Annotated in this window: 11 protein-coding genes; 1 reads left to right on the top strand and 10 read right to left on the bottom strand. The window is 45.4% G+C overall.

Features of this window, described 5'->3' with window-relative positions; genetic code table 11:
* Positions 1–195: 195 nt before the first annotated feature.
* Entirely contained in the window at positions 196–1,392 is a 1,197-nt protein-coding gene (gene larC2 / locus LSG31_RS10935) for a nickel pincer cofactor biosynthesis protein LarC2 (protein ID WP_347439285.1), read from the top strand.
* A gap of 195 nt (positions 1,393–1,587) precedes the next feature.
* Here larC2 and LSG31_RS10930 read toward each other — a convergent pair whose 3' ends face one another.
* The 10 genes from LSG31_RS10930 to LSG31_RS10885 all read right to left on the bottom strand — a co-directional run bounded on the left by LSG31_RS10930 (position 1,588) and on the right by LSG31_RS10885 (position 13,843).
* Positions 1,588–2,631, bottom strand: coding sequence for a HoxN/HupN/NixA family nickel/cobalt transporter (locus tag LSG31_RS10930; protein ID WP_430734275.1), 1,044 nt, complete (start codon positions 2,629–2,631; stop codon positions 1,588–1,590).
* A 42-nt stretch (positions 2,632–2,673) separates the two neighbouring features.
* Positions 2,674–3,936 carry a nickel-dependent lactate racemase gene (gene larA, locus LSG31_RS10925; RefSeq protein ID WP_347439283.1) on the bottom strand — a complete coding sequence of 421 codons (1,263 nt, stop codon included), beginning with the start codon at positions 3,934–3,936 and terminating at the stop codon, positions 2,674–2,676.
* A 17-nt stretch (positions 3,937–3,953) separates the two neighbouring features.
* Positions 3,954–4,778 (bottom strand): ATP-dependent sacrificial sulfur transferase LarE, encoded by an 825-nt coding sequence (gene larE, locus LSG31_RS10920; protein WP_347439282.1) that lies wholly within the window; start codon positions 4,776–4,778, stop codon positions 3,954–3,956.
* Positions 4,779–4,843: 65 nt separating this feature from the next.
* Positions 4,844–5,971 (bottom strand): glycerate kinase, encoded by a 1,128-nt coding sequence (locus tag LSG31_RS10915; RefSeq protein ID WP_347439281.1) that lies wholly within the window; start codon positions 5,969–5,971, stop codon positions 4,844–4,846.
* A 33-nt stretch (positions 5,972–6,004) separates the two neighbouring features.
* Complete coding sequence (gene pdxA, locus LSG31_RS10910) at positions 6,005–7,003, bottom strand: 4-hydroxythreonine-4-phosphate dehydrogenase PdxA (protein ID WP_347439280.1); 999 nt, start codon at positions 7,001–7,003, stop codon at positions 6,005–6,007.
* The gene (locus LSG31_RS10905) at positions 6,996–8,306 is read right to left on the bottom strand and encodes a four-carbon acid sugar kinase family protein (RefSeq protein ID WP_347439279.1); all 1,311 of its coding nucleotides are present in this window, start codon (positions 8,304–8,306) and stop codon (positions 6,996–6,998) included. Before LSG31_RS10905 ends, pdxA begins: the two co-directional genes overlap by 8 nt.
* 228 nt (positions 8,307–8,534) lie before the next feature.
* Positions 8,535–10,382, bottom strand: coding sequence for a sigma-54-dependent Fis family transcriptional regulator (locus LSG31_RS10900; protein WP_347439278.1), 1,848 nt, complete (start codon positions 10,380–10,382; stop codon positions 8,535–8,537).
* A gap of 103 nt (positions 10,383–10,485) precedes the next feature.
* The gene (locus LSG31_RS10895; RefSeq protein ID WP_347439277.1) at positions 10,486–11,655 is read right to left on the bottom strand and encodes a DUF4855 domain-containing protein; all 1,170 of its coding nucleotides are present in this window, start codon (positions 11,653–11,655) and stop codon (positions 10,486–10,488) included.
* A 207-nt stretch (positions 11,656–11,862) separates the two neighbouring features.
* Complete coding sequence (ptsP, locus tag LSG31_RS10890) at positions 11,863–13,581, bottom strand: phosphoenolpyruvate--protein phosphotransferase (protein WP_347439276.1); 1,719 nt, start codon at positions 13,579–13,581, stop codon at positions 11,863–11,865.
* A gap of 1 nt (position 13,582) precedes the next feature.
* The gene (locus LSG31_RS10885) at positions 13,583–13,843 is read right to left on the bottom strand and encodes an HPr family phosphocarrier protein (protein WP_347439275.1); all 261 of its coding nucleotides are present in this window, start codon (positions 13,841–13,843) and stop codon (positions 13,583–13,585) included.
* Positions 13,844–13,859 lie beyond the last annotated feature (16 nt).

Below are 13,859 nucleotides of genomic sequence, written 5' to 3'. Positions count from 1 at the left end.
TGCAGGTTTTTCACTTGTTTCATTCTGCGTTTATAAATCATAAAGCAAATAACGTGCCAACGTATTTCGATTTGCCGCCCCCAATTCAATTCCCATATCTACTTCCATATCTAGTACTATTGTACGGAATCTTTTGAACGTGTATAGTTGAAATGATAGAAGGTACAACCGATTTGAAATGAAGGCGGGATTGAAATGAAGATTGCTTATATTGAATGTCTTGCCGGTGCAAGTTTAGACAAGTTTTTAGGCGCTTGGTTCGATCTTGGCCTTGAAGAAGACAACTGGCGTTGCTATATGAATTTTTTCCTTGAAGGCGTTGCGATACGTATAATTGACGTTTCTTTGAAAGGGGTTTCAGCAAAAAAAGCAATCATTGACACAAATGCCGAACCCTATTTCCTTTCATTCTCCGAACTGCAACGGATCATTGAAAACTGTCTGCTCCCCCCCGTAGTTAAAGAAAAAACCATGGAAGTTTTTCATCATTTATTGGCTGTGAAAGCAACGTCCGATGTTGCAATAACAGAAGAAGCAGAAACCATAACAAACGAGGCCATCATCTACGTCGTCGGTAATGCACTTGCCTGGCATTTGCTTGGGGAGCCTGCATGTTTTGTATCAACCATTCAAATGGGTGGAGGAGTTGTAGAACGCCCAAATGGAACGGTTATCGTCCCAACTTCTTCTACGATTCAGTTGCTGTTAGAGTTTCCGACATACTCTGCCGGTCTTTGGGGGGAAACGATTGACTCTACTGCCGCCGCTTTCATTCGAACATTTATGCGCTCACTCCCGCAAACCCCATTTATAGCCGAAAAAGTAGGACACGGTGCAGGAAATCAAAATTTGCCCGTTGCTGATATCGTTCGCATTCAGCTCGGCAAGTGGAGTATGGAAAAGGAAATTCTTCAACTCCCAACCGTGCATTCGCCCAAACAGACAGTTGTCATTGAAACAAATATTGACGATATGAATCCGGAATGGGCCGGACATCTTGTAGAACGCCTTGTCGCCCTGGGTGCAATGGATGCATACTGGACTCCCGTCATTATGAAAAAAGGCCGACCGGGATTGCAGTTGCGCGTTGCCTGTTCCTATGAGAAGCAACAGAATATACAAGAGGAAATTGCGCGGCAAACCACGACAATCGGAATGCGAATTTACGAGGTTGGGAAGTGGTCAGTTCCGCGAAGATTTGTAACGGTGGAAACACCCTATGGAAAAATCCCGGTAAAAATCGCATATTTAGGGGATGAAATTGTAAATGTGGCGCCCGAATATGAGGAATGCCGCAAATTGGCAGATACATTCCATGTGCCGGTGAAAGTTGTCTATCAAACGGCACTTTCGATTGCCATACAAAAGTACCAAGGCGCTTTGAAACAATAGCCATAAATAACCATACATTTTTTCGGCATCGCCCCGAAAGTGCTTGCAGACGTGCGCAAATCCTCAAAAATATCGGCCTGTGAGTCTGCGTCTCTATTATGAAATCGGCAGTCTCACAGGCCAAGTCTATTTTCATTCATTGTGGCAGCCGCCAGCCCCTGTGCGCTTGGCGCAGCTCCTTATCTTCTATGCATGTTACATTTCCCAACGTTGTTCGATGCGGAAAACTTTCCAAATGCAATAGGAAAGCCCCCAACAGAAAACAAACAATCCGAATAAAATATAGCCTACAGATCCTAAATCCAAATTTGCAATCCATCCCCAAATGCCTTCCCGCAATCCCAATTGAGGAATTGCCACCTGGAGCAATTCAAATAGTCCAATACATAATGCGGCCATTACAGCCAACGCAGTTACAGTCAAATTGTAGTAAATTTTACGCAACGGCGTAGAAAATGCCCAACGATATGCATTTGTCATGAAAATGCCATCAACGGTATCAAGCAGACTCATTCCGGCAGCAAATAATATCGGAAGCGCAAGAACTCCGCTGATCGGAATTGCACTTTTCGCCGCGCCTGTGGAAATGGCAAGCAAAGCGACTTCACTTGCCGTATCAAATCCCAAGCCAAATAAAAATCCAATGGGATACACATGCCAACTTTTCGAAATATATCGTAAAAGCGGATGAATCAAACGAAAAATAGAGCCTCTGGAAAGAAGCAGTTCTTCCACTTTATCGGCATTATACATTCCACGCCGCATATTGAAAAAACTTTTGGCAATATTGATGAGAATGAAAAGGTTCATGATACCGATCAGCAACAAGAAAAGCCCGGACACGGAAGTGCCGATGATACCTCCGATGTGCTGAAAATAAGGGATTTCTTTCTCTGCCCATTGCACGGCAAATATAGTAGCAAATGTCATAATCGTTACAACTGTTGAATGTCCTAAAGAAAAATAAAATCCAACTCCGTTCGGATTTTTATTTTGCTGGATCAACTTTCGCACCGTATTGTCAATTGCCGCAATGTGGTCCGCGTCAAATGCATGCCTAAGGCCTAGCGTATACGCTAAAAATGCAAGATTGATGAGGGCGGAGTGATTACGGGATGTAACCAAAAGAAGAATGCCAACGACATGCAACAACAAGACTACAACGCCATACCCCAACCAACTTTGTTTGCGTTCTGCCATCGTATTCGTAAAGTTTCCTTTCTTCGAGAACTTTAGCAGCCATGCGTGTTTAACAGCCGTTCTCGACTGCTATACGCTCATCTACTCTTCCACATAAGGAATTGTCAACGGTCCCATTGGGAGTACTGCAACGGTCATGTCAGGTCCATACTTCAATTTTAACTCGTCCAATAACTGCTCAATGTCATGTGTCGGCGAAAACATCGCCTTCCTTACATCATCACCGGAAAGTGAGGAATACACATAAACGTCTGCCCACACCTGAATCACAGCCTGTTTTTGTACTTGCCATTGATCGAATGTTTGAAACGATGGGTCATTGATCATGTCGAGCAGTTCTTGCGGTGTTTTGCGCATTTGCAAGATACGCGCGTAATTCCCGTGATTGGGCAGGCCGTCCGAACATTCCGCCGCACAAATAATTGTACCGCCCTGCTTGACGATCTTGTGAGCAGCGCTCATACCTTTGACCGCTTGGTACAAATTTTGGTCAAGGGGATATCCGGAATTGGATGTAATGACAACGTCAAAGCGTTCTTCGCATTTGACCATTGCATGTTCTTTTACGTACTCACAGCCGACATCATGCGCTTCAAACAATTCTCCGGCAAACACTTGCGTAATTTCTTTCTGCTTGTTTAACGTCACATTCAACATAAAGTGGGGTTTGCACATCCGGTTGATTTCTCGGGTCATATCCTGCAGCGGATTATTTGTCATATTGCCCCATGTCGCCAAAGGATCTCCGATCATGCGTGCGTTGTGGAACGCAAGGATCGTCTCAATTCCCGCAATACCCGGCATAATTCCCTTCGGACCGCCGGAAAAACCGGCAAAAAAATGCGGCTCAATAAATCCGGTAACGATTCGAAAATCCGCTTCCACGTACTCTTTGTTCAAATACACATCACAACCAAAACGGCTGGCACCGACTTTTGTCAACGACGAAGCATCATGACAATGATTGTTGACGATTCGGATGTGATCGACAACCCACCGGCCAAGCATTTGCACAAATTCTTCCTCTGTCTGATCCCGGTGTGTGCCTGTTCCATTCAGAATCACGAAATTCTCCAATGGTACATGATCCAGTTCTTCGATCAACCACGGCACCAACTTATGGTTGGGCGTCGGTCTTGTGATATCGCTAATCACAATTGCAACTTTGTCCGTTGCCTTTACCGACCCTTTTAAGGGTCTCGCGCCAATCGGATTGCGCAAGGCATCTATGACCGCCTGTTTGTCATCGAATAACGCCGGCAAGTCAAGGGGCTCGATCACTAAAGAATGGTCAGGCACTTCGATGGTTAAACCGGATGTTCCGTATAACAATGTTGTTTTCATCGATCTTCTTCACTCCATTACTTGCCAATGGCTTCATTCATGGAACCTGTCCGGTACCCTTGCAAGTCAAGCGTCACATAGGAAAATCCCTCTGCCTTCAAAATTTCCACAATTTGCTCGGCAGCTTCCAGCACCCGCGGGAAATCTGCAGGCGGTACTTCCACTCTTGCGATCTTATCATGATGGCGAATTCGCAATTGCCGAAATCCCATCTGCCGCAGCGCTGCTTCTCCCCGATCCAACTGTTCCACTTTGTCTAGCGTAATAATAGATCCATAGGGAATCCGGGAAGATAAACACGCAAAGGAAGGTTTATCCCAATTGGGGAGACCCATGTCTCTGGCAAGCTCGCGTAATTCCTGCTTATACAAACCCGCTTCCTGCAACAGACTGCGAATCTCAAATTCCTTCGCCGCTTTCCTGCCGGGGCGATAATCCCCCAGATCGTCCATATTGGCTCCGTCCAATATCCATGGAATTCCCTTTTCCTTGGCGAGTGCCGTCAAATTGGAATACAACCCGGCTTTACAGTGGTAGCAGCGATCCGGATTATTTGCGACAAAATGGGGATTCTCCATTTCTTTTATTTGTATGACCTCATGCCTGACACCGAGTTTTTTGGCCAACCCGATCGCTTCTTCCAATTCCCGCTCGGGAAACGTTTCGGATGCCGCTGTCACTGCCAATACTCTATCTCCTAATTCCTCTTTTGCCCGCGCCAAGACAAATGTGGAGTCGATGCCGGCTGAAAACGCGACAATTGCTTGATCCAATTCCCTGAGATACTCCCCGAGTTTTTGATTCTTTTCTTGAATGCTTACTGTTTCTTCTGCAATACTCACAGGAATCATTCCTCCATCTCTAGTTTTCTTTTATATGCACATTGCTTTCCATCCAGCACTTTTCACTATAAAAATCTTGCCCGGATAACCCTTTCCACGGCAGCAGACATTAAGGGAGCCGCTTGTTCCATTGCATCTTCCAGAGACATCGGCCGATCGACGATCGAAAACACGCTGACAATCCCATGCTCAAAAAGAGCATCGATTCCCGCACCGATGGATCCGGCCATTAAAATGACAGGAATGTTCAATTGCCGAGCAACTTTGGCAACGCCAAAAGGCGTTTTCCCCCGCAATGTTTGAAAATCGCATTGACCTTCTCCCGAGATTGCCAAGTCGGCGCCTGCCAATGTTTCTTCCAGTTTTGTTATCTGTAAAACGATTTCAATGCCGGGCCGCAATTCTGCACCGAGGAATGCGACCATCCCTGCTCCCAGTCCACCGGCCGCGCCCGAACCAGGCAGATCTTTGATGTTCATCCCCAGCTGTTCTCCCAATATTGTAGCATAATGTAGAAGATTACTGTCCAGTTCAAGCACCATTTCCGGATTTGCGCCTTTTTGCGGTCCAAATACGTGGCTCGCTCCATGCTCCCCGCATAGCGGATTGTCAACATCGCAAGCAACGGTAAAGCGGCAGTCCTTAATTCGCGGATCCAACCGTGTCAAATCCATTCTTTCAATGCAGTGTAAAAATCCGCCGCCAAAGGGCACCGGATTGCCATCCCGATCCAGAAACTGAATCCCCAACGCCTGTGCCATGCCGACACCGCCATCGTTTGTGGCACTGCCGCCGATTCCCAGAATAAAGTTGCGGCAGCCTTGATCCAAGGCTGCTTTTATCAACTCACCGGTGCCGTATGTTGTCGTAATCCGGGGATCCCTCTGTTCTTTGGAGATCAGATAAAGACCGGACGCTTCCGCCATTTCAATGACAGCTGTTTTCCCATCGCCGAGGATGCCGTATGTCGCTTGCACCGGTTCACCGAGTGGATTTGCAACCGTTTCTGTGTGCAATTGGCCGTTTAACGCGTCGACCAAACTTTGAACGGTGCCTTCACCGCCGTCTGCCATCGGGACTTTTATTACATCTGCATCGGGAAAAACCTTTCGTATCCCTGCTTCCATCGCATCACACGCTTGTTTTGCCGTCAGGCTTCCTTTATAGGAGTCCGGAGCTAAAACGATCTTCATCCAAAGTCACACCTTCCCGTGCATTTTGCTCGATTACTCGTTTCGTTTCGGCGCCAATTCAATCGCCTGCCGAATGGCTTCTTTCATGCTTAACTCATCGACAACCCCTTTTCCTGCAATATCAAATGCGGTGCCGTGGTCGACACTTGTCCGAATGATGGGAAGGCCGACTGTAATATTGACACCCGCTTCCAAGCCCAACACTTTTACAGGCCCGTGCCCCTGATCGTGGTACATGGCAACTACAATATCAAAATCCCCGCGTGTTGCACGGAAAAACAGCGTATCTGCGGGCAATGGACCTTGCACGGCGATTCCTTCCTGCTGTGCTTTCTCAACACCGGGAATCACTTTTTCTTCTTCTTCCCCATAACCAAACAAGCCATTTTCACCGGCATGTGGATTGATTCCGCAAACTGCGATCTTCGGTTCTGGAATGCCGGCTTTTTGCAACGTTTCATGTGCAAGCCGAATGACTTTGTATACACGTTCCGGATTGATCTGTTTGACAGCATCAAGAATCCCTACATGTGTCGTCACATGGATGACTTTAAGCTTGGGTGCGGACAACATCATCGAGAAATCTTTTGTACCTGTCAGTTCGGCCAAAATCTCCGTATGTCCCGGATATATATGTCCTCCTTTATGTAACGCTTCTTTGTTTAAAGGAGCCGTGCAAATCGCATCAATGGAACCTTCTTTGGCCAATTCGATTGCTTTTTCAAGAAAGCGGAATGCAGCATTCCCCGCATGTGCGGATATTTGTCCGAAGGGCAAATCTGCCGGCAACAAATCCAGATCGAGACAATCCACAGTTCCGTACGTAAAATCGGCTTGATCCACATGCAAAATCTTGCGGATTGTTGCAAAACTGTTTACAACTGATTTCGCCCTCTCTAGTATTTTAGCATCTCCAATGACAAATGGTCTGCATTGTTTATAGATTTCCGGATCTTTTAATGCTTTTAAGATAATTTCCGGACCAACACCGGCCGCATCTCCCATTGTAATTCCAATATATGGTTTATACATGCAAACATTCTCCTTTCAATATGTGAAACGCCCCTACAAGAGATTCTTCCGTACCAAACGCTCCTGCTTTGGTAATTGTCAAAACGGATTGGGGACCTCCGATTAACCGGCTGACGGGAATCCCCGGTTCCATTTCGTCCAACAACAAAAGTCCTGCAACGCCCGCTTGTGTACAGACAGCAATTGCCGTATCCCCGCCTGTCAGTATGATGCCTTGCAGCGATTCCGTTGACAAAATTCCCGCAGCGATGCATCCAAGTGCACTTGCAATGCGGTCTGCGATTTCTGCCCGATTGATTCCAAACTGACTTCCGCAAGCTGTCGTTTCATCCACTTGTGCTTTCGTAGATGTTGCATAAAGCGCTATATCTCTGCCTGCACGGATTGCTTCTCGTACTTTGTACAGACAACGCTTCATTTCTTTTTCACAAGCTTCTCCCCCCTGCAATACCAAAATCGGGTCGAATTGAATCCTTTCCACATTCGGAAGTTGTCCTACCGCTTGCAATTGCTGCAATGTAATGTTCGAAATGCTGCCGGCAACCAACATGACGGGTTTGTCTGTCTTTGGAACCTCAAGTCCGTGCGTCAACCGTTCCGGCAAATCGTATAATTCCAAAAGATATTGTGCCAATCCTGCCGACCCAACCCACAAAATTTTTCTGCTGCTGTTTTTCAAACCGTCTACAAGATGGATCAGATCTTGTTCTTGTTCCGCATCTGCCACAATGATTTCAATGCCTTGCTGCAACATGTATTCCATTGATTCCTGAATTTCCATTTGTCCTGCGCGAATCGTCTGCAGGTACATGCAGCCAATCTTTCGCTTCGACTGATTGGAAAGCAACCTGGAAATATTGGATTCTGTCACCGGACATTTGGGATCTTTTCCGATTTCCGTTTGATGGATTTCCGTGCCATTCAAAAAATGGACGCCATGCTTTGTCACGCGCTGAATCTTTGGAAATGCCGGAGCGACAATCGCAATATCAAAATCCATCACATCCAAAATCGCATCAATTTCCGCACCGATATTTCCTCTGAGCGTTGAATCTATTTTTTTATACACTCCGGTCATGCCCGCATGTTTCAGTTCGTCTATCAATTGCTTTACTTTCGAATACGCCAGTTCGGACGAGACAGCCCGACTATCCGTATCAAGGACGATAACTTCCGGCTCATTCTCCATCAACGCCCGCAATGACTGAATGGCAACAATCGTTTTAAGTCCTTTCCGCGCAAGCTGTACACCGGAATCAGAAGCACCTGTCAGATCATCCGCAATAATCGCGATACGTTTCATCGTATTCCCCCATACTTGCTAATAAGCAAATTACCGTTAATCTAACATCCATTCATAAATGTTTCATTTTAAAACACAAAGAAATACTGATATCGCTTTCTTAAAATTATATAAAGTAAGGTTGTATTTTGCAACTAAAAACGAACAAAATAAATAAGCAGAGCACCCTCGGAATGGAATTCCTATCTTCCAAGGAAAGAAGTTACTCTGCTTATCATCAAAAAAACATCAGTCATTTGCCTTTGCGTCGCTATATTTCAGTTTGCGCCACAACGTGGATCGATTGATTCCGAGTCTGGCAGCCGCTTTCGATTGATTCATTCCTTCTTGCTGCAGCACATGGAGGATTACCTGTGTCTCGATCTCGTCAAGAGTACCTGACATATCAAGCGCGGCTTTATTTGCATCGATTTCACGTATTGGCTTGCCGCTCATCTGCTTGTATCGCTTCCATACGATTTCCGCTTCTTTCCGCTCCACATAATGCCCATTTGTGAGCAGCAGCATGTCCTCAAACGCGTTTTTCAACTCTTTTATATTGCCCGGCCAATCATGGCTTTTCAGCAGATGGATCACATCATCCCGAACGCCAACCATTTGCTTTCCGAATTTGGAATTATGTCTGGCAATCAGAATCCGGCATATTTCCTCCAAATCTTCCAAACGTTCACGCAATGGAGGCAAATACAAGTAGTGTTCACCCAAACGATATGCCAGCTCTTGATTGAATTCTGTTCGTTGCAGGAGCTGCCCCCATGGTATCGAGGACGATACAATGACTCGCAATCCAACGCCATTTCGCAACTGAATCAGCAGCTTCTCTTGCAAATGAACGGGCAGATACTCAATATCTTCAAGATATAACGTGCCATGAAAGATCTGTTGAAAAAATCCTCCGCCATGGATGGAACCGAATAATTCTTCCTCCAGGCGTTTGGAATCGCTGGAACGGCAAGCTGCCTTATAAAAATTTTGACCCGATTCATTGGCATTATGAATCGACTGGGCCAATATCGTCTTTCCTGTTCCAGGTTCTCCGGAAATCCAAATGGCGTTTGCTGTTTTTGCCATCTGTTTGGCTTGTTCAATGACCTGCAAAATCTCTGGACTTGAACCGATGATCTGCGCAAACGAAGAAAGTCGTGTCGGACTATAAATATAGGATTGGTCTGAATTTTGCGATACTCTGGATCGATCCAAATAAACAATTGTATACGGCCATTGTTGATTTTGTCCGATTCCATCGATTTCAACATCATACAAACACTCGCTAAGCGTTATCGTTCCTTGCCAGTGTGTACGTTTGAAAATATGCATTTCCTGAATTTTCGAACCGATTTCAGGAAAAATGGTTTGAAGCGGCTTTCGATGCCATTCCCTTATGTCCCGATTCATGTAAGATGACGCTTGGCTATTTGCAAATCGCAAAACGTTGGAAGCATCGATAACAAGAATTCCCCGGTGATCTCGTTGCAGGATTTCTTCATAAAAATTTGCTTTTTCTTGTTCCCGTTTGTAAATGTCGTAGATCCGAATTACCTCCGCAAACGCTTCCTGAACCGATTCGCGGCCGGAAGTAATCAACACGCCATGATAACCCATTTCATCAGCAGTACGAACCGTTACAACATCCCCCAATATCACCTGAACGCCGTCATTAAACGCTTTCACCAATGTACTGCGGACTTCCGATTCATGTTCAATCGGATAGATTGGAATTTTTAAATTCAGCAAATTGGAAACCGTTGCGGCTCCATGACAGATGTTGGGAAATCCGATCACTGCCACCCTGCTGTTGGAGTCTTTGATTAATGTGAGGACGCGTAAAATGTCATATCCGGAAACAGGCACATCGATAACTGGTATCTCTACATATTCCCGCAACAATGTAGCTGTGCCGCCACGGCTCACTATGACATCGTATTCAAGAACCTTGGATTGGCCAATTGTATCAATCGCCTCTCCCAGGTCAGCAATCTCTACATCCAATTCAAAACGATCTTCTTCCTTTGCCAACTCATAAAATAAATCACGAAGACCACTGTACGGAGCAATCCCTAATACTCGAATCCCCATTCTATCCTTCTCCCAATGCTGCAATTTGAAACTTACTGCAATTATATCCTGTTATCACATTTTCGTAAATTTCCTATACTATCCATGCCATGCGGATATTATTTTATTTTCCATGATTAACCGGAACTTTATACGTTCCGTTCAGAAAGGAATACAGGGAATCATACAATTTGTCGCCGGTTCGGAACAGTTTTAAGATGGACTGATCCCGTTTCTCATGACTCCACCACCAACCGCCCGTATACCATGCCAAAGCGGCATTCGGCGGTTGATACGGCGCAAAATATTGTGGAACATATCTGTCCACACCTGTTACACCCTGGTTCATGTACGAAAGAAATTTCGAGCGGTAACCATCCTTCTTGTAATCCCAAGTCACTCCAAGGTCGAATTCCATCTCCACGCCCTGATTCGTGGAATACGCATGGAAAACTCCTTTGGTTAAATCCTTGTTGGAATAGAAATAGTAATTGGGCTGCAAAAATGACAGATCAAAATGCAGGTTGGCCCATTGGTTCCAGCCTGTCGCTCCTTCATAGGGGATCCACAAGGCGCTATAGTCTTCTTTATTGACTGCTTTATTATGTATATAATCATTAATTGCTTGAATGACTCGTGTATCCTTAAAATCAGCCGTATCGGCAACTGTCTCTCCGATCCAGTAAAAACCTTTCAACTGAAAGTTGCTGGCATATCCTTTGGTATTCCATGTATAAATAAACAGATCCATCCAGTTTTCCAGAGCAGAGATCCGTTGGCTGTCTGTCGAGAACACTTTCGGATCCGGATATGGCAGCGCAATCCACACATTGACAGGAATGGCGCGGGTTAAACCGTTATGCAAGGAAGCATCATACAATGCTCCAATGTTTTCCGGATAATATGCCGGATCATTGCCTTGAAAAAGTTGATTCATATAAATCTTCCAGTCAGAAGGGGTGGCTGGTTTGCCATCGTTCATTTGCGCAATGTTTTTCAATTGGCCAAAGCCATCTTTCACCGCAACGGCAGTAAACAAATAATCGGTAAACATCAGTCCGTCCGCATGATTGTACGTCCGATCAATATGTGTAAGTATAGGTAAAAAATCATTCGTTTTCCAATGCTGCTCTTCAGAAGTGCCGTCTCCATTCGGACTATAACCGGTATACGTTAAAAACAGATTGGTGATGCCATCCGTCCCCGATTTGGGATATGCGGTCGCAGCAAATGCAGACAGCGGGGCTGCGAGGAATGGCAAGAGAAGTACAAGCGCAAGCAATAATTTTTTCATTTTTCTATCAAAATCTCCTTAACAATCTCTCATTCTCCTTAAAAATCTACTAAAAATAAATTCCATAGAGTTTCAAATCTAGTATAATCTGTCGAATTCAAATAAAAAAGAAAGAATTTCAGCAGAAATAAGCAGACAAAGAAAAAAAGCTGCTGAACTCCTTTGCCAGCAGCATAGCAATCGATTGTATGCATTTTATGCAATAAATTACGCTTCCAAACGCATTCTCTGTTGAACGAGCGCTTTTATCTCCTCTTGCGTGCCGAGACCAAGCGCTTCGAGCGCCAATTGTTTCATATCTTCATACTTGACGCCCTTGACAAATTTGCGAATTTGCAAGATGGAAGAAGGACTCATGCTAAACTCATCAAGACCAAGTCCCAGCAGGATCGGTGCAGCAATTGGATCACCAGCCATTTCTCCGCACATACCCGCCCATTTATTCTCGCGATGTGCAGCATCGATCACTTGCTTGATCAAGCGCAGAATCGCCGGATGATAGGGTTGATATAAGTAAGAAATTTTTTCATTCATTCGGTCGCAAGCCATTGTATATTGAATCAAATCATTTGTGCCAATAGAAAAGAAATCAACTTCTTTCGCCAAAATGTCAGCGATCATGGCACTGGCCGGAATTTCCACCATGATCCCTACTTCGATCGATGGATCAAAAGGAATTTGTTTTGCTGCCAATTCCTGTTTGACTTCATCCAGAATCGAATTCGCTTGGCGGACTTCCTGAACGGTGGAGATCATCGGGTACATAATCTTGATTTTCCCATATTTGCTCGCCCGCAAAATGGCCCGAAGCTGAATCTTGAACAAATCCTGTTGATCCAGGCACAGCCGGATGGCCCGGTACCCGAGAAAAGGATTCATCTCTTTTTCCAGATTCAAATACGGAAGTTCTTTATCACCGCCGATATCCAACGTACGGATGATCACGGGTTTGCCATTCATGCCGGAAGCTGCTTCTTTGTAGGCCTGAAATTGCTCTTCTTCATCGGGCAATGCGGAACGATTCATATAGAGAAATTCCGTCCGGAAAAGTCCGATTCCTTCTGCGCCGTTCTGTATTACGCCAGGCAAGTCCTGTGGTGTGCCAATATTGGCGGCGAGCTCCACACGGCGTCCATCTTGTGTGATCGAAGGTTCGTTTACCAATTGCAGCAGTTCTTGTTTTTGCAGCAAAAATTCTTCCCTTCGCTTCACATACGCCTGCAAATCAGCGGATGATGGATTGATAATCACTTTCCCTTCGCTGCCGTCAAGTACAACCAGGTCCCCATCCTGAATCTCCACGGATACGTGCTTTAAGCCGACGACAGCAGGAATCTCCATCGTCCGGGCCATAATGGCGGAATGGGAAGTACGACCGCCGATGTCTGTTACAAATCCCAATACGTATTGCTTGTCCAATTGCGCCGTATCGGAAGGTGTCAAATCATTGGCGACAATCACGACAGGTTCATGAAAGGATGCCGACTGATAGCCGACTCCTAGCAAATGCGCCAATACCCTTTGGCTGACATCGCGAATGTCTGCCGCCCGTTCCTTCATATATTCATTATCCATGGCTTCAAACATGGCAATATATTGATTGCTGATCTCGTCCAGTGCTGCTTCCGCATTGATCAACTCAAGTTTTATCTTTTCTTCCACACCTTGTGCCAATTCCGGATCTTGCAGAACCAACATGTGCGCTTCAAAAATCTGCGCTTCTTCATCTCCAAGCTCCTGTTTGGCCTTCCTGAAAATTTGCTGCAATTCCTTTAAGGAATCTTGGATCGCGTTGTGAAACCGTCCAATCTCCCCTGCAGGATCTTCGATTGACCGCCTGGTGACAGTGAGTTTCCGATCCTCGATTTTATGAGCCTTGCCAATGGCAATCCCTTGTGATGCGGCAATCCCTTGTAGCATCGACATCTTACTCATTCCCTTCGACAAGCAATGTTTCCAGTGCAGCCATTGCTTTCGACTCATCCGCTCCATCAACGGTCAACGTAATCTGATCTCCCTTTTTTACCGCCAGCGACATTAATCCCATAATGCTTTTGGCATTTACCTTTTTTCCTTGTTTGCTTAAATGAACTTCACTTTGAAAGGACGTTGCAGCCTTTACAAATTCACTCGCCGGACGCGCATGAAGTCCTTGCGCCAATTGAATTGTCAATGATTTTTCAAGCATGAAAAGCCACTCCTAT

Source organism: Fodinisporobacter ferrooxydans (assembly GCF_022818495.1).
In the GTDB taxonomy this organism is placed as follows: Bacteria; Bacillota; Bacilli; order Tumebacillales; family MYW30-H2; genus Fodinisporobacter; species Fodinisporobacter ferrooxydans.
Note: the sequence above shows the minus strand (reverse complement) of the source record. Positions and strands in the feature narration are given on the sequence as shown.